Genomic DNA, 17286 nt, shown 5'->3' on the forward strand with positions numbered 1-17286 from the left:
GTCGCGGGATCATCCGAATCGAAAGGAACGACCTCCATGTGCAGCAGGGTCACGTGCACCACGTGCGGCAAGGCCACCTGGGCCGGGTGCGGCCAGCACGTCGAGCAGGCGCTCGCCGGCGTGTCGCAGACGCAGCGGTGCCAGGGACACGAGCCCGCGCCGCGGCGCGGCTTCTTCGCGGCGTTGCGGGGTCGCTGAGCGGGCGTCATCCGCCGTCACAGTTCGGCGTCGCGAACCGGACAGGTTAGGCTAGCCATACCTTGCACCCGCGCCGGCGACTCTCCCCGCACCGGCGCGTCCGGAGAAAGCCCCCGACTCTATGACCGCGATCGCGCCCGCCCTCGGCCTGTCCATCCTCGGAGGGGATCCCGACCACACTGCGCTGATCGCCGACGGCATGCGGCTCGACTACGCGGAGCTGCGCGATCGGGTGATGCGGCGCCGGGACGAACTCGGCGGCGTACGACGGCTCGTGATGATTGCGGCGGGCAACGCCGTGGAGCCGATCGTGACCTACCTGGCCGCACTCGAGGGCGGGCACCCGGTGCTCCTCGTGTCGGGCGAAGAGGACGAGGCCGCGCGCGCGCACCGCGCGTCGCTGATCGCACGGTTCGATCCCGACGTCATCGCCCACGAGGGAGCCTCGGGCTGGACGCTCGACGAGCGCCGCCCCGGGAGCCGCCACGACTTCCATCCCGATCTCGCCGTCCTCTCGAGCACCTCGGGCTCCACCGGCTCGCCCAAGCTCGTGCGTCTGTCGGTCGAGAACGTCCGCAGCAACGCGGCGGCGATCGCCGAGTACCTCCGGCTGACGCCGAGCGACCGAGCCGCGACCACGCTGCCGCTGCAGTACTGCTACGGACTGTCGGTGATCAACAGCCACCTGCTGACCGGGGCGAGCCTGCTGCTCACCGAGCGCTCCGTCGCCGACGAGGAGTTCTGGACGCGGGCCCGCGCCCACGCCGTCACCTCGTTCGCCGGCGTCCCGTACACGTTCGAGCTGCTGGAGGCGAGGGGCTTCGACGGTGCCGACCTGCCGTCGCTGCGCTACCTCACGCAGGCGGGTGGCCGGATGACCCCCGACGCCGTGCGACGGTTCGCGCACCTCGGGCGGGAAAGCGGCTTCGAGCTCTTCGTGATGTACGGGCAGACCGAGGCCACCGCACGCATGGCCTACCTCCCGCCCGACCTCGCGCTGACGCACGCCGGCGCCATCGGCCGCCCCATCCCCGGCGGTGCTTTCCGCATCGACGCCGTCGACGGCGCCGAGTCCGGCGAGCTCGTGTACGAGGGCCCGAACGTCATGATGGGGTACGCCCACGGGCCCGAGGACTTCCCGCTCGGGAGCACCGTGACGGAGCTGCGCACCGGAGACGTGGCGAGGCTGCGCACCGACGGCCTGTACGAGATCGTCGGCCGCATGAACCGCTTCGTGAAGGTGTTCGGCCTGCGTCTCGACCTCGACCGCGTCGAGCACCTCCTCGCCGACGAGGGGATCGAGGTGCGCGCCGCGAGCTCCGACGAACGGCTGCTGCTTTTCGCGACCTCCGAGCGCGCGGCCGCCCGTGCGCGCGAGCGCGCCGCGTCACTCACCGGCGTGCCGGCGCGGGTGATCGGCGCCTACGCGGTGACCGAGTTCCCGCGGACCTCGAACGGCAAGCGCGACTACACGACCCTGGTGCGCTTCGCCGCCGCGCACGACCACAGCGCGGCCGCCCTCCGGCCGACGGCTCCGGCCGTCGTCACGGCCGAGATCGTGCGCGACTTGTATGCGACGCTTCTCGGTGAGCCCGACGCGGGCATCGACGACACGTTCGCGGGACTCGGTGGCGACTCGCTGAGCTACGTCGAGCTCTCGCTGCGACTCGAGGACATGGTCGGCACGCTCCCCCGGGACTGGCCGACGCGCACCCCGCGCGAGTTGGCGGCATCCGCTCCACCCCCGCAATCCCCGGTCGCGAACACGGAATCGGATGCCGCTCGCGCGGTTGCCGCGGCGGCGTCGACCCTGCGGCCCAGGCGTCGCCGGCTCTCGTGGACGCGCCTCGAGACGCCGGTCGTGCTGCGGGCGGCGGCGATCTTCCTCATCGTCGCGACTCACGCCGATCTCTTCTCGCTGAAGGGCGGTGCGCACCTCCTCCTCGCCGTCGCCGGCTACAACCTCGCGAGATTCCAGCTGGCGCCCGTTGCGGGCACCGCGCGCCTGCGGCGCCTCGGGCGCAGCGCCGCCCAGCTCGCGGTGCCGGCGGTGCTGTGGATCGGCGCGGTGGCGCTCGTCACCGGCCAGTACGCGCCGACGACCGTGGCGCTCGTGAACAACTTCGCCCCCGGCGACGGCCGGTGGAACGAGCAATGGCAGTTCTGGTTCCTCGAGGCGATGCTCTGGACGTTCGCAGGCGCGGCGGCGCTCCTCGCCGTGCGCCGCGTGGAACGACTCGAGCGCCGGGCGCCGTTCGGGTTCGCTCTGGTGGCGCTCGCCGTCGCGCTCGCCGCCCGCTTCGCGATCGCTGGGCCCACTGCCGAGTACGTGGAGCGGTACTCCGCACCCGTCGTCCTGTGGCTGGTGGCCCTCGGGTGGCTCGTGGCACGCGCGGACACGACCGCCCGTCGGATCCTCGTGTCCGCGGTGACGGTCGCAGCGACCTTCGGATTCTTCGGCGAGCCGTGGCGCGAGGCGATCGTGGCAGGCGGGATCCTCACCCTGGTATGGGTCGGGGCCATCCCGCTCCCCCGCATCGCGGCGCCCCTCCTCGTGACGGTGGCCGGTGCATCCCTGTTCGTCTACCTCACGCACTGGCAGGTGTATCCGCCGTTCGAGCAGAGCGCACCGTGGCTCGGCACGCTGCTGTCGTTCGTCGTCGGCGTGATCGCCTACCGGCTCTATGTCAGGGCCTGCGCCGGTGTTGCGGCCGGGTGGGCGCGGCTGGGCCGCGCGACGGCGCCGCTCAGCCTGCGGCTGCGCCGCGCGTGACGACGCTTCCCGTCGTCGCGGTCTCACCCGCCGCGGCGTAGAGCACGACTCCGCCCTCGACGATCACGCGCACGGCCGTGCCCGGCGCGAACGCGGCCGCCCGGTGCTGCGGCACGCGGTACATGAGCTCTGCCTCCAACTCCCCCGTGCCGACGCGGAGACGCAGGTCGGCTGTCGATCCGGCGGGACGCACCGCGACGACGGTGCCGTTGGCCACCGAGGCCAGCGTGGCGGCCGCCCCGTGCGCCGCCGCGGCCACGCGCAGCTGTTCCGGGCGCACCATGGCCCGCACCCGCGCGGCTCCGCCCGACAGATCGTGCCGCACGGTCAGCCGGCCGAATCCGCACTCGACACCGTCCGCGTCCGAGCGCGCGGGAACCACGAGCGCATCGCCGAGGAACAGCGCCACGCTCGCGTCGATGGGCGCGTCGTACACCGCCATCGGGTCGCCGGACTGCACCAGGCGACCGCCGACGAGCACACCGACCTGGTGCCCGAACGACAGGGCCTCAGGCTGATCGTGGGTCACCAGCACGGCGGTGACGCCGCTGCGCTCCAGGACATCGATCACGGCATCGCGTGTCGCCGACCGCAAGCCCGTGTCGAGCGCGCTGAACGGCTCGTCGAGCAGGATCACCGTGGGATTCTGGGCGAGCGCGCGCGCCAGGGCCACCCGCTGCTGCTGACCGCCGGACAGCTCGTGCGGCATCCGGGCGGCGAGGTCCGGGTGCAGCGACGCCAGCTCGAGCAGTTCGCGCACGCGCTCGGCACGACCGGGTCCGCGCGGCAGCCCGAAGGCGATGTTGCGGGCCACCGACAGATGCGGGAACAGCGCGCCGTCCTGCGCGACATAGCCGATGCCCCGCCGGTGGGTGGGCACCGTTCTGCCATGCCCCGACAGCTCGCGGCCGCCCAGGCTGATCACGCCGGCGTCAGGGTCGACGAATCCCGCGACCAGGCGCAGCAGCGTGGTCTTGCCGCTTCCCGAGGCGCCGACGAGTGCGAGGCGAGTGCCTCGCGGAACATCGAGCGACACGTCGCGCAGCACCTCCGTGCCGCCGTACGCCTTCGACACGCCCTCCAGCCGAAGCGTCATCTGAGAGTCCTCCCTGCCGCATGCGCGAACATGAGTGCGACCGCGGGCACCGACAGAAGCACCAGAAGCACCGCGTAGGGTGCGGCCGTCGGGTAGTCGAGGGCGGACGCCGCCGACCAGAAGCTCGTGGCCACCGTGCTCGTGCCGGTCGGGGCGAGCAGCAGCGTGGCGGTGAGTTCGTTGGCCGCGCCGAGCGCCACCAGGGCGGCACCAGCGCCGATCGCCGGGAGCAGCAGCGGCACGGTGACCCGCAGCCGCGCGGCGGCAGGAGGCACCGCGAGAGCGCGCGCGGCCTCCTCGAGGGATTCCGGCACCTGCGAGAGTCCGGCGCGCAGCGGCACGAGGGCCCGCGGCAGGAAGATCACGACGTATGCCGCGACCACGGTGAACGCCGTCTGGTAGAGCGACGGCGCGAAGGCGAGGGTGACCGCCACGAACGAGAGCGCGACGATGATCGCCGGGAGGCTGCTGGCCAGATATGCGGCGCCCTCGAGCAGTCGTGAGACCCGTCCCGGGTAGCGCACCGCCAGCCACGCGAACGGCAGGGCGACAGCGATCGTGCACACCGCACCTGCAAGCGCGAGGCCGAGCGTCTGGAGCGCCGCCAGGCCGACGTCGCCGACAGCCGTGGCATCCGTTCTCATGAGCCACCGGACGACGCTCGTCAGCGGCACCACGAGAGCACCTGCCAGCACCGCGGCCACTGCGGTGAACGCCGGCACCGTCAGGCGGCCGAGGCCCAGGGTCTCGGCCGGATGCGGAGCACCGCCGCCGACACGGGCGTAGTGGGCGCGGCCGCGGGCGGCCGACTCCGCGCCGAGGAGGATCAGGCACAGCAGGGCGAGCACCAGCCCGAGCGCGGCCGCGTTGGGGCCGGCGAACATGCTCTCGTACGCGACGACGATGGCCGTGGTGAACGTGTCGAAGCGCAGGAAGGCGAAGGCGCCGTACTCGGCCAGCAGGTGAAGGGCGACCACGAGCGCCCCGCCGAGCACCGCCAGCCGCAGCTGCGGCGCGACGACCCGGAAGAACACCGCCCACGAACCCATGCCGAGGGAGCGCGCCGATTCCTCCAGCGCGGGATCCAGACCCCTGATCGCTGCGAGGGCGGGCAGGTACACCAGCGGGAAGTACGCCAGCGTCGCGACCAGCACCGCTGCCCACAGGCCGCTCAGCGACGGGATCGCACTGGCCCAGCCGTAACTCGCGACGAACGCGGGGATCGCGAGCGGGGCGGCGAGGGCGACCTTGAAGACGCCGCGGCCCGGGAGCGTCGTGCGCTCGACGAGCCAGGCGCCGCCCACCCCGAGGACGACGGTCGCGGGCACGCCGATCGCCACCAGCAGCACCGTGTTGACGAGCAGCTCAGCGACCTTCGGCCGGAACACGAGGGCCGACAGCTGGTCCCACCCCATCGAGAACGCCGCCTGGACGACGTAGCCGATCGGGATCAGCGCGCCGAGAGCCAGCACCGCGACGACGACGACCAGCCCGGCGGGCGGACGCCTCTCGGTCGTGTCGCGCGCGGGTGTTCGTGTCTGGAGCTGGGTCAGAGGAGTCCGGCTTCCGTCATGAGTTCGATGACCGCGGGCCCATTGAGCGTGGACGGGTCGATCACGGGTGCGTCGAGCTCGGCGAGCGGGGGCAGTTCGGGCTTGGCCGCGACATCGGAGGCGACGGGATATTCGAAGCTGTATCCCTCGCCGAGGATCTTCTGTCCCTGCTCCCCCGCGATGAACGCGAGGAACTGCTGCGCCTCATCGGCGTGGGGCGCGTTCTTCAGGACACCGCCGCCCGAGATGCTGACGAAAGCACCCGGATCCTGGTTGCCGAAGTAGTGCAGCTTCGTGCCGGCGCTGTCTTCGGCTGCGGCGTCCTGATCGCGGAACCAGTAGTAGTGGTAGATGATGCCCATCGGCACCTCGCCGGCGTTGACCGCCTTCATGGTGACGATGTTGTTGCGGTACTCGACCGCGTTCTCGGCCATGCCGTCCAGCCAGTCGCGCGCGCCGTCCTCACCCTGGGTCGCGAGCACGGCAGACACGATCGCCTGGAAGTCGGCCTTCGCCGGCGCGGCACCCCACTTCCCCGTCCACTGCGCGTCGGCGAGATCCAGAAGGGATGCCGGAAGCTCGCTCTCGGAGATCAGCTCGGGGTTGTAGACCAGCACGGTCGAGCGTGCCGCGATCCCCGTCCAGAGGCCGGAGGCCGGACGGAACTGCTCGGGAACGAGCGCCAGGGCGGACGGGGCCACCGGGGCGAAGAGGTCCGCACCTTCGACCAGCGACATCGCCGGCGAGTTCTCGGTGAGGAACACGTCGGCCTTGGAGGCCTTCCCCTCCTGGACGAGCTGATTGGCCAGTTCGCTGTCATCGCCGTTGCGGAGAACGACGTCGATGCCGGTCTCGGCGGTGAACGCGTCGGCCCACTCCTCGGTGAGCTGCTCGTGCTGGGCGTTGTAGACGACGAGGGCGTCCGGATCGGAGGCGTCATCGCCGCCGGCGCCGCCGGCACAGCCGGCCAGGGCGAGGCCCGCGAGCGCCACCGGCACGACGAGGAAGCGGCGCAGGCGCGCGGAAGACGGGAGGCGTGAAGGCATGGGGAACCCCTCGAAGACAGACAGGTAAGGCTAGCCTAAAGCACTTGATCGCCGTGTTTCGTCCGGTTCCGCCCCTCGAGCGCCGACGCTCTCAGTACCAGATGCTCAGGCGCGGCGCCGTGTGCCAGCCGAGAACGCGAGTCGCCATAGCGAGCGCGTCGACGGATGCCTCGGCCGAGGCATCCGTCACCGTCACGCGTCCTGCTGCGGCGAGCGTCGCGAGCGACACGCCGCCGAGGTACGTCGCCGACAATTCGGCGACGCCGAGCGTGACCGTCGCCGCAGCGACCGATTCGCCCTCGCCGAGACTCCTCACGCGCGCGGCGCCGCGCTCGTCGGTCTGGAGCAGGTAGCGGCCGGCGGCGATGCCGAGCGGGTCGGAGACGTCGAGCACCAGCGTGCCCGGCCCGCCGTAGCGGCGGGTCTCGAGCGCGGCGACGACGTCGATGATCCGCACGTACTGGTGGTCGCGCACGCTGACCTTGGCCGCGCGCTGGTCGGCGATCATCCACAGCAGCGGCTCGTCGACCGACAGCTCGCCCGCGTGCACCTCGGCCACCAGGTCGAGCTCGAGCAGGAACCGCCACAGCGCTGCGTACGCGTCGTCGGTCTCGGCCAGCAGGTAGTGGACCGATACGGTCGCCTTCGTGACGTCGTCGTGGTTCTCGCGGACCGCATACACCGCGACCCCGCGCACGTCGCCCGCAGCGTCGGAATACTGCACCGCGCGCTTCTCGGCGGTCTTCTCGGCCGCCGGGTTTGTGCCGGCGAACCCGTCCCAGTGACTGCCCGGCACCTCGATCTCGCCCGGGCGGTGGTGCCGCACCCGCTCGTGGAGAGCCGGCATCAGCTCGCGCACCCGCTCGCGGCTGATGAAGTCGATCCGCCCGGTGGGCTGCGGGCCGATCCAGCCGGCCCGCTTGGTCTCGATCCGCCACGAGGTGCCCGCCGCAGCGGGCGCGAACCCATAGCGCCCGTACAGCGGCGATTCGCTCACCGTGAGCATCGCCATCGGGATGCCTGCAGCCTGGGCCGCTCGCAGCTCCCCCTCGAGCATCGCGCGCGCGACGCCCTTGCGCCGGTGGGTCGCAGCGACCGTGACCGCGGAGATCGCGCACGAGGGGATCATCGCCTCGCCGGGCACCGTGAGCTCGCCGAGCCACGACGCGATGGTCGCCACGGGTGCGTCCAGGGGAGACTCGGGGTCGAACACCCCGGTGAGTCGCCGGTAGCCGCTGCGCTCGCGTGACGCGGCGATCTGCTCAGCGGTGCGCTCCCCGTCCTGGAAGCCGCGAGAGACGGATTGCAGCCAGCCGACGTACGCGTCGCTGTCGACGGCGATGCGCCGGTAGTCCAGTCCGTTCGCAGCGAGCCGGCCCGCCGACTCCTCGTCGACCGGACCCGCGCGGAAGGCAGCGCGCTCGGTCTCGCCGACGCCGCCGTAGGTCGTTTCGCGCGTGCTCATGGATCTTCCTCTCCACTCCCGTGAGGGCTCAGGTTGTCGTGCGGGCCGACGCCTGGGCCGCTTCAGGTCACCACGCGCGCGCCGGCAACGGGTCCGTGCACGTGGAGCGCCTCGTAGCCCGCGGCCGACAGCGTGATCTGCAGCTCGAGCGCCGACTCGGGGTCGATGGTCAGGAACGCCAGCGTAGGACCCGACCCCGACACCATCCCCGCCAGGGCGCCGGACTCCTCACCGAGTTCGAGCACCTCGCGCAGCTCGGGGCGCAGCGAGAGGGCAGCGACCTGCAGATCGTTGCGCGTGTGCTCGGCGAGCGCGATCGGGTCCGCTGCCCGCAGCGCGTGCAGCACGCCGGGCGCGACCGTCGGCACGCGCGCACCCGACACGATGTCGGGCCGCGCGCGCAGCTCGTCGAGGTGCGTGTACACCTCCGGGGTCGACAGGCCCTCGTCCGACGGCACCACGACCCAGTCGAAGCGGCCCTTCGCGAGCGCCGGGCTCAGCTGATCGCCGCGTCCGGTGCCGACGGCTGTCCCGCCCATCAGCGCGAAGGGCACGTCGGCGCCGAGGCGCGCGGCGAGCTTGTGCAGCTCCGCGGTTCCCAGCTCGGCCCCCCACAGCGCGTCGCAGGCGACGAGGGCGGCCGCAGCATCCGCTGATCCTCCGCCCATGCCGCCCGCGACGGGCACGTGCTTCACGATGTCGAGGTGCACGCCCCCCGCGTGGCCGATGCGCTGCGCGACCAGCCGCGCGGCGCGCACGGCGAGGTTGCGGTCATCGGCGGGAACCCCCGTCACGTCGACGGTGCCCGAGATCGACACCGTGAACTCGTCGGAGGGCGATGCCCACACGTCCTCGTACAGCGACACGGCCTGGTACGCCGACGCCACCTCGTGGTAGCCGTCGTCCTGCATGCCGCCGACCTCGAAGAAGAGGTTGAGCTTGCCCGGCGCCCGCACGCGGACGCCGTCGGCGGCCAGCGCCTGGCTCACCGGTTCGCCGATTCCGCCCAGAGGTCCACGTCGATGCCGTCCGACAGGGCGTCGATGCGCTCCTCCTCCTCCATCGTGAAGGCCGGCCCCTCGAGCGCCTTGAGGTTCTCGTCGAGCTGCGCCGGGCGCGACGCGCCGATGAGCGCGGACGCCACCACGGGATTGCGCAGCACCCACTGGATCGACATCTGAGCGAGGGTCTGCCCGCGCTCCTTCGCGATGACGTCGAGCGACCGCAAGGTCGACAGCCCCTTCTCGCTCAGCGAGCCGTTCGGCAGCGATCCGCGCTGCTGCGCGCGCTGGGCCGAGCCGTCGCCGAGATACTTGTCGGTGAGCAGCCCCTGCGCCAGCGGCGTGAACGCGATGGCCCCCATGCCCTCCTGCGTGAGCACGCGCGTGAGGCCGTCCTCCACCCAGCGGTTCAGGATCGAGTAGGCCGGCTGGTGGATCACGAGCGGCGTGCCGAGCGAGCGGGCGACGGATGCTGCCACCGCCGTGCGCTCGGCGCTGTAGGACGAGATGCCGACGTAGAGGGCCTTGCCCTGCCGCACCAGCGAGTCGAGAGCGCCCACGGTCTCCTCGATCGGCACGTCGGGGTCGACGCGGTGCGAATAGAAGATGTCGACGTAGTCGACGCTCATGCGCTTCAGCGACTGCTCGGCGCTCGAGATCAGGTACTTGCGCGGGCCGCCGTTGCCGTAGGGCCCGTGCCACATGTCGTAGCCGGCCTTGGACGAGATGATGATCTCGTCGCGGTACGGGGCGAAGTCCTCGCGCATCATGCGGCCGAAGTTCGTCTCGGCGCTTCCGTAGGGCGGGCCGTAGTTGTTCGCCAGGTCGAAGTGGGTGATGCCGCGGTCGAACGCGTGGCGCAGCAGGGCCCGCTGACTGTCGAACGGGATGTTGTCGCCGAAGTTCCACCAGAGCCCGAGCGAGACGGGCGGCAGCGTGAGCCCGGAGGCACCCACCCGGCGGTAGTCCGCGCCGTCGTAGCGGTCGGCGGCGGCGGCGTAGGGACGGTGGAGGTCTCCTCCACGGGACAGATAGCGCGCGTCTTCGGTCACCGGTCCAGGCTAGCGAGGTCGGCCCCTGCGCGCAGGAAGCGCGGCACGGCACACCGGCGACACCTTTGTCAAGGGTCTACATCCGAAACGTCGCCGTAACGGACGCTCCCTATGGTGGCGACACCGCGTAGTTCGAGCGCCCACGACCATCGAGCGAGAAGGAGGACGGCATGACCCTGCTGTCTGTGCTGCCCCCGGCCACCGACCCGTGGAGCGTGCTCGTCGCGCGCGCCGACGTGGTGCTCGAGCGGGGCATCCTGCATCTGGTCCACGACGACGTCTCGCCCCACGACGCGCGCGAGACCGACCTGCTCCTCGTCGCCGACGCACTCGACGACGCCGCCGTGGAGTTCCTCCTCGTCCGGCACGATCGCACGGAGCCGGCATTGGTCGTCGACGTGCGCCAGCGTGAGGCGGTGCAGGCTGCGCTGGCCGCGGTGTGCACGCGGGAGCCGCTGTACGTCAAGGCCAAGGGCCTCGCGCCGCTGCTGGCGAGCGACGCCGCGGATGTTCCCGACGCTCCCACCGCGGTGCGGGTGTATCGCCCGCGTCTCAGCCGCTCCGGTTCGCTCCGGTACGGGCCGTCGCTGGGCGTGCACCTGGAGTTCTGGCGCTTCGGGGACGACGTGATCGAGGCGCCTCGCGACAACGCCGTCCTGCGACGTCGCACGGCCACCGAGGACGTCGAGTACGACACGATCGAGCGCAACGGGCGCACCTGGCACACGATCAGGGGGATGTTCGACCCGCAGCCGCTCGAGGTCACGGAGGACGTCGACATCGTCTTCTCGTGGGTCGACGGGTCATCGAACGAGTTCCGGCGCCAGCGCGCGGCCCAGCTGTCCGAGTATGTCGTCGGCGACGGCGATGACGGCCCGGCGCGCTACCGTCACGTGGACGAACTCCGCTACGCGCTGCGCAGCGTCCACATGTACGCCCCGTGGATCCGGCGCATCTTCATCGCCACAGACTCTCCCGCTCCGGCGTGGCTGCTCGACCACCCGAAGGTGACCATCGTGCGCAGCGAGGAGTTCTTCGCCGATCCGTCTGTCCTGCCCACCCACAACTCGCACGCCGTCGAGGCGCAGCTGCATCGCATCCCGGGGCTCGCCGAGCACTTCCTCTACTCGAACGACGACATGTTCTTCGGGCGGGCCGTCGAGCCCGAGATGTTCTTCACCCCCGGAGGGGTCACCAAGTTCGTCGAGTGCGAGGTGCGCATCGGCGGGGGCGAACCCGCGCTCCACCGGAGCGGGCACGACAACGGCCTCCGTGTGAACCGCGCGCTGCTGCGGGAGCGGTTCGGACGCACGATCGTGCGCGACCTCGAGCACTGCGCGGCCCCGCTGCGACGCAGCGTCATGGCTGAACTCGAGCAGGCCTTCCCGGACGATTTCGCGAGGACCGCGGCATCCCGGTTCCGCTCGGCGACCGACATCTCGGTGACCAACAGCCTCTACCACTACTACGCGCTGCTCACCGGGCGGGCTGTCGCCACGCGCTCCCCGCGCGTCCGGTACGTCCAGACGACGGTGGCCGCGGGACTGCGGCGGATGGAACGGCTCGAGAAGCGCTGCGACGTCGACATGTTCTGCCTCAACGACGGCGGCGAGGTCGAGGTCCCCGAAGAGGTCCGTGTGCGGGCGATCCGCATCGCGCTCGAGCGCATGTTCCCGGTGAGGGCGCCGTGGGAGCGCGACGAGCTCAGCGCAGCACGGGAATCGGCGCGGTCGGCGCATCCTTCCGCGCGGCGATGAACGGCGCGACGCCGGCCTCGCCGAGTCGGCGCTGCGCCTCTTCGGCATCGATGTGCTCGAGTGCGCGAGGCGCGTCGACCGGGACGACCGAGTGCACGACCGTGTCGTCGTACACGTGCACGATGTTGAACGCCTGCGCGCCGTCCTGAGGACGCGTGCCGCCGACGGGAACCGTGAGGTCCTGGGCGTAGCAGGTCGACGACGCCACCGACACCGGAATTCCCGCGAACGTCGCGAACGTCGAATAGTGGAGGTGGCCGGCGATGATGGCCCGCACGTCGGTGCCGCGAAGCACCCCCGCGAGCCGGCGCTGGTCGTGCAGCTCGACGCTCGCCGCGAGCGGCAGCACGCTGGGCACGGGCGGGTGGTGCATCGCGAGGATCGTGCCCAGGGGTGCCGGCGTGGCCAGCACCCCGGCGAGCCACATGAGCTGCTCATCGCTCAGCTCGCCGTGGTGGTGGCCGGGGACGCTGGTGTCGAGCGTGATCACTCGGAGGCCGTCGAGCTCGTCGACCCGATCCACGGGTCGATCGTCGGATGCCTCGCCATAGAGGCCCGCGCGGAACGCCCCGCGCTCGTCGTGATTGCCCATCACCCACAGCACCCGCGCGCCGATGCGCTCCGCGAGCGGCTCGACGAGCCCGCGCAGCGCGGCGTACGCGCCGGGTTCGCCGAGGTCGGCGAGGTCTCCGGTGACGACGATCGCGTCAGGACGGAGGCCACTGGACTCGATCACGCCGACGGTCTCGGCGAGCCGGTTCGCGCCGTCGACGACGTCGAAGAGGCGCGGGGTCGAGGGCGCGCGCAGGTGCGTGTCGCTCAGATGCAGCAGGATGCGTTCGGGGGCCGGGTATTCGGCGGTGCGCATGTCGGGTCACTCCGGTCCGCCGGGAGGCGAGGTGCCGTGGAACCGGACGACGGACCCTCGAATGTTACCGGCATGTTTCATGCATTTCCCGACGGCACGGTGAAGATCCGCTGAATTTCAGCTGTCCGCGCCGCCCCCGGCGGCTTGCGCGATGCGCACGTAGTCCTCGATCGAGAGGTCCTCGCCGCGTGCGGTCGGCGCGACCCCCGCGCTCTCCAGGATCACGGATGCCGCGGCCGCCGATCCGCCGAGCACGCCGGCCGTCGCCTGCCGGAGCATCTTGCGCCGCTGCTGGAACGCGGCATCCACGATCGCGAACGTCCGCTTGCGCAGCTCCTCGTCACCCCGCGGCTCCGCGGCGCGATGGAAGCCGACGAGCACGCTGTCCACGTTCGGGACCGGCCAGAAGACCTGGCGCGACACCGTGCCGGCGAGCCGCCACGGCCCATACCACGCGGCCTTGACGCTGGGCGCCCCGTACACCTTCGACCCGGGAGGGGCGGCGAGTCGCTCCCCCACCTCGGCCTGCACCATGACGACGCCGCGGTCGAGTGCGGGGAAGTGCTCGAGGAAGTGCAGCAGCACCGGCACGCTCACGTTGTAGGGGAGGTTGGCGACGAGAACCGAGGGATCACCCGGTAACTCCGTCACCCGCAGCGCATCGGCGTCCACGACCGTGAGCGCGCCGTCGGCGACGCCGTGCCTCGCCGCGGTGGCGGGCAGCCGCTCGGCCAGGCGGTGGTCGATCTCGACGGCGGTGACGGATGCGTCGGCCTCGAGGATCGCGAGGGTCAGCGACCCGAGACCGGGCCCCACCTCGACCACGCGATCGCCCGGTGCGACCTCGGCGACGTGCACGATCTTGCGGACGGTGTTGGCGTCGACGACGAAGTTCTGCCCGAGCTTCTTGGTCGGCGTCACGTCGAGTTCGGCGGCCAGCGCGCGGATCTCGGCCGCACCGAGGAGTGTCACGGGCATGGGCCCCACTGTACCGAGCGCCACGATGGCGCATCGGCGACGAGCCGCGGATACCCTCGCCCTGGCGAAGGCCGAACGCTAGCGTGACCAGCATGCACTCGACCGGATCGATCCCCGCAGACGCGTTCTCCCTCCGCAGTCCCTACGGGCGACGAGCGATCGGCCTCTCGCTCGCGGCAGCGGTCGGCGGTTTCCTCTTCGGCTTCGACTCGTCGGTGATCAACGGCGCCGTCGACTCGATCTCGAAGGACTTCGCGCTCAACGACGTCATCACAGGATTCGTCGTCGCGATCGCACTGCTCGGCTGCGCGGTGGGTGCCGTCATCGCCGGCAACCTGTCGGACCGATGGGGGCGCCTCCGGGTGATGTTCCTCGGCGCCATCATGTTCTTCGTCAGCTCGATCGGCGCCGGACTCGCGTTCTCGGCGTGGGATCTCGCCCTCTGGCGTGTCGTCGGCGGCCTCGGCATCGGCATCGCGTCGGTGGTCGCCCCGGCGTACATCGCCGAGATCGCGCCGCGCCAGATCCGCGGTGGGCTCGCCTCGCTGCAACAGCTCGCGATCACGATCGGCATCTTCGCGGCACTCCTGTCGGACGCGCTGCTGGCGAACGCCGCGGGCAGTGCCGACAGCGTGCTCTGGTTCGGGCTCGAAGCGTGGCGATGGATGTTCCTCGTGGGCGTGATCCCCTCGGCGGTGTACGGCATCCTGTCGTTCACCGTGCCCGAGTCGCCGCGCTACCTGCTGTCGAAGGGCCGTGTCGAGGAGGCCCGCGCGATCTTCGCGCGGCTGATCCCGCCCGCCGACCTCGACCAGACGATCCGCGAGCTGCAGACGGCGATCGAGACCGACCGCAAGAACGCCGGCGTCTCGATCCGCGGCCCGGTGCTGGGGCTTCAGCGCATCGTGTGGGTCGGCATCATCCTGTCGGTGTTCCAGCAGTTCGTCGGCATCAATGTGATCTTCTACTACTCGACGAGCCTGTGGCAGTCGGTCGGCTTCGACGAGAGCGATTCGTTCACGATCAGCGTCGTGACCTCGATCACGAACGTGCTCGTCACCCTGATCGCGATCTTCCTGGTGGACCGTGTCGGACGGAAGCCGATCCTGCTCACCGGCTCCGTCATGATGACGCTGTCGCTCGGGCTCATGGCCATCTCGTTCATGTTCTCCACGACGGACGCCGAGGGGGCGGTCGTGCTGCCCGCACCGTGGGGGCCCATCGCACTCATCGCGGCGAACGTGTTCGTCGTGGGCTTCGGCGCGTCGTGGGGACCGCTGGTGTGGGTGCTGCTCGGAGAGATCTTCCCGAGCCGCATCCGCGGCAAGGCGCTCGGCGTCGCAGCCGGCGCGCAGTGGATCGCGAACTTCCTGATCACGATTTCTTTCCCCGCGATGTCGTCGTGGTCGCTCCCGTTCACCTACGGCATGTACGCCGTGTTCGCGGCGCTGTCGTTCCTCTACGTCGCGTGGCGGGTGCCCGAGACCAAGGGCATGGACATCGAGCAGACCGAGACGCTGTTCGTCCACGCGAAGGACGCTCCGACCACGCGGTGAGACGACATTGCACGAACGAGAAGCCCGGTGAACCCCGGGGTCTCGTTCCTCGAGTGTCGTATCGCCGCCGCCGCTCGTAGGATGGCGGGATGCCTTCGCTCGGGGAACTGGTCGCACCACGTCGCCTCGGGACCGACTTTCGCTGGCTGCTCGCGTCGTCGTGGACGAGCAATCTCGGCGACGGCATCGCGCTCGCCGCCGCGCCGCTGCTGATCGCCTCGCTCACGTCGTCGCCGGTCCTCGTGGCGGCCGGCGCCATGATGCAGTTCCTGCCGTGGCTCCTGTTCGGCCTCCTCGCGGGCGCCGTCGCCGACCACCACGACCGGCGGCGCCTGGTGATGCTCGCCAACGGCCTGCGGGCGGTGATCGTCGCCGTGCTCGTCGCGTTCCTCGTCTCCGGACAGGCCACCGTGTGGCTGGTGCTGGCCGTGGCGTTCCTCTATGGGACGGCCGAGGTCTTCGCCGATTCGGCCGGCAGCACGCTGCTTCCGATGCTGGTGAGGCCCGCCGACCTCGGCATCGGCAACGCCCGCATGCAGGCGGGCTACCTCGTCGCCAACCAGCTCGCCGGGCCGCCGCTGGGCGCCTTCCTCTTCGCAGTGGGCTCGTTCTGGCCGTTCGTGCTGCAGGTGCTGTGCGTGGCGCTGGCGGTGCTGCTCATCTCCCGGATCGCGCGCACGCCGGTGCCCGAACACCCGGATACGGACCGCGGCACGAAGGCGCACGCCATCCGCGAGGGACTGCAGTGGCTGCGCCACAACGCACCGGTGCGCACGCTCGTCATCATCATCCTGGTCTTCAACGTCACGTGGGCCGCACCCTGGGGTGTGCTCGTGCTCTACGCCACGGAGCACCTGGGCATGGGCCCCGTCGGCTATGGTGCCCTCACGACGGCGGCGGCGCTCGGCGGCATCATCGCGATCTTCAGCTTCGGCTGGCTCGAGAAGCACGTGTCGTTCTCGACGCTCATGCGGGTGTGCCTTTCGCTCGAAGTGCTCATGCACCTCTCGTTCGCACTCACGACCGCTCCCCCACTGGCCTTCATGATCATGTTCGGCTTCGGCCTCTACGCGTTCGTATGGGGCACCATCTCGACGACCGTCCGCCAGCGCCTCGTGCCGATGGAACTTCAGGGCCGCATCGCCTCGGTGAACATGGTCGGCGTCTTCGGGGGTCTCGTGATCGGGCAGTTCATCGGCGGGATCCTCGCCCAGGTGTGGGGACTCACCGCCCCCTGGTGGTTCGCCTTCGGCGGCTCACTCATCACGCTGGTGCTGGTGTGGCGCTCGATCTCGCACATCGCGGCCGCGAAGCCGGTGATCGACGCGCGAGAAGCGGAGCAGGTCGCAGACGAGGACGAGCCCGGCGCGGGTGGGCTCCCCCTGATCGACTGAACCTGCGGAACGGTCAGCCGCGCGGCGCGCTCACCAGCTCGTGCAGGCGGTCTCCGAGCTGCGCCAGCCGGGGAGTCCAGGGGCCCGCCATCTCGCCGGCTGCGCCGCGACGCATCGCCTCGGCGAGGGGCACCCACGCGCTCTCGCACACCTCGTCGGGGTCGAGGGCGAGGATCGGATCGCCGACCACCTGCGCGACGTAGACGTCGAACAGTGCGGTCCGCTCGATGAGTCGGCCGACGAGTCGCAGGTCCGAGGTCCGGACCTGGACTCCGGTCTCCTCCTGCAGCTCTCGCACCGCCGCCTGCTCGCTCGACTCACCCGTCAGCGCGCTTCCCGCCGGGAACTCCCAGGTGAGGCCCCAGTCCTTGGCTGCGGCCCGCCGCGTCAGCAGCACGAGCCCGTCGCCGCGCACGACGCACACCGACGCCACGATGTGGAACAGCCCATCCGGGAAGGCGGGGTCGCCCCGGCGGTGGGTCCCGCCGACGGGGAGGCCGGCGCCATCCAACAGGTCCCACAGCTCGTCGTCCACCGAAGTCACCCGCG

General features: G+C 71.1%; 14 protein-coding genes. 5 read left to right on the forward strand and 9 right to left on the reverse strand.

What is annotated here, in order from left to right; translation table 11 throughout:
• Positions 1–36: 36 nt before the first annotated feature.
• Positions 37–198, forward strand: coding sequence for a hypothetical protein (locus MRBLWH3_RS15465; protein ID WP_363433705.1), 162 nt, complete (start codon positions 37–39; stop codon positions 196–198).
• A 121-nt stretch (positions 199–319) separates the two neighbouring features.
• Positions 320–2971 carry an AMP-binding protein gene (locus tag MRBLWH3_RS15470; protein WP_363433708.1) on the forward strand — a complete coding sequence of 884 codons (2652 nt, stop codon included), beginning with the start codon at positions 320–322 and terminating at the stop codon, positions 2969–2971.
• On the opposite strand, the gene MRBLWH3_RS15475 is transcribed toward MRBLWH3_RS15470, so the two are convergent.
• The 6 genes from MRBLWH3_RS15475 to MRBLWH3_RS15500 form a co-directional block, all read right to left on the reverse strand.
• Positions 2946–4067, reverse strand: coding sequence for an ABC transporter ATP-binding protein (locus MRBLWH3_RS15475; protein WP_363433711.1), 1122 nt, complete (start codon positions 4065–4067; stop codon positions 2946–2948). The two genes, MRBLWH3_RS15470 and MRBLWH3_RS15475, sit on opposite strands and share 26 nt — an antisense overlap.
• A complete protein-coding gene (locus MRBLWH3_RS15480) occupies positions 4064–5539 on the reverse strand; it encodes an ABC transporter permease (RefSeq protein WP_363433713.1) in 1476 nt (491 codons plus the stop codon). The genes MRBLWH3_RS15475 and MRBLWH3_RS15480 overlap by 4 nt, the downstream gene beginning before the upstream one ends.
• A 77-nt stretch (positions 5540–5616) precedes the next feature.
• Entirely contained in the window at positions 5617–6666 is a 1050-nt protein-coding gene (locus MRBLWH3_RS15485; RefSeq protein ID WP_363433715.1) for an iron ABC transporter substrate-binding protein, read from the reverse strand.
• A gap of 91 nt (positions 6667–6757) precedes the next feature.
• On the reverse strand, positions 6758–8131 hold the full coding sequence (locus MRBLWH3_RS15490) for a GNAT family N-acetyltransferase (protein WP_363433717.1): 1374 nt from the start codon (positions 8129–8131) through the stop codon (positions 6758–6760).
• 62 nt (positions 8132–8193) lie between these two features.
• Positions 8194–9120, reverse strand: coding sequence for a 4-(cytidine 5'-diphospho)-2-C-methyl-D-erythritol kinase (locus MRBLWH3_RS15495; protein WP_363433719.1), 927 nt, complete (start codon positions 9118–9120; stop codon positions 8194–8196).
• On the reverse strand, positions 9117–10184 hold the full coding sequence (locus MRBLWH3_RS15500) for an aldo/keto reductase (protein WP_363433721.1): 1068 nt from the start codon (positions 10182–10184) through the stop codon (positions 9117–9119). The genes MRBLWH3_RS15495 and MRBLWH3_RS15500 overlap by 4 nt, the downstream gene beginning before the upstream one ends.
• Before the next feature lie 170 nt (positions 10185–10354).
• Here MRBLWH3_RS15500 and MRBLWH3_RS15505 point away from each other — a divergent pair, with 170 nt between their 5' ends.
• Entirely contained in the window at positions 10355–11941 is a 1587-nt protein-coding gene (locus MRBLWH3_RS15505) for a stealth conserved region 3 domain-containing protein (RefSeq protein WP_363433723.1), read from the forward strand.
• Here MRBLWH3_RS15505 and MRBLWH3_RS15510 read toward each other — a convergent pair.
• On the reverse strand, positions 11889–12809 hold the full coding sequence (locus tag MRBLWH3_RS15510) for a phosphodiesterase (protein WP_363433726.1): 921 nt from the start codon (positions 12807–12809) through the stop codon (positions 11889–11891). The two genes, MRBLWH3_RS15505 and MRBLWH3_RS15510, sit on opposite strands and share 53 nt — an antisense overlap.
• 117 nt (positions 12810–12926) lie before the next feature.
• Complete coding sequence (gene rsmA, locus MRBLWH3_RS15515; protein WP_363433728.1) at positions 12927–13787, reverse strand: 16S rRNA (adenine(1518)-N(6)/adenine(1519)-N(6))-dimethyltransferase RsmA; 861 nt, start codon at positions 13785–13787, stop codon at positions 12927–12929.
• A 92-nt stretch (positions 13788–13879) separates the two neighbouring features.
• Here rsmA and MRBLWH3_RS15520 point away from each other — a divergent pair, with 92 nt between their 5' ends.
• Together MRBLWH3_RS15520 and MRBLWH3_RS15525 are read left to right on the forward strand one after the other, a co-directional pair.
• Entirely contained in the window at positions 13880–15343 is a 1464-nt protein-coding gene (locus MRBLWH3_RS15520) for a sugar porter family MFS transporter (protein ID WP_363433731.1), read from the forward strand.
• 89 nt (positions 15344–15432) lie between these two features.
• Positions 15433–16737 (forward strand): MFS transporter, encoded by a 1305-nt coding sequence (locus MRBLWH3_RS15525; RefSeq protein ID WP_363433733.1) that lies wholly within the window; start codon positions 15433–15435, stop codon positions 16735–16737.
• Between the two features lie 13 nt (positions 16738–16750).
• Here the strand turns inward: MRBLWH3_RS15525 and MRBLWH3_RS15530 are convergent, their stop codons facing one another.
• Positions 16751–17281, reverse strand: a complete 531-nt coding sequence (locus MRBLWH3_RS15530) for an NUDIX hydrolase (protein WP_363433736.1) — start codon at positions 17279–17281, stop codon at positions 16751–16753.
• Positions 17282–17286: the final 5 nt, after the last annotated feature.

The organism is Microbacterium sp. LWH3-1.2, assembly GCF_040675855.1.
In the GTDB taxonomy this organism is placed as follows: Bacteria; Actinomycetota; Actinomycetes; order Actinomycetales; family Microbacteriaceae; genus Microbacterium.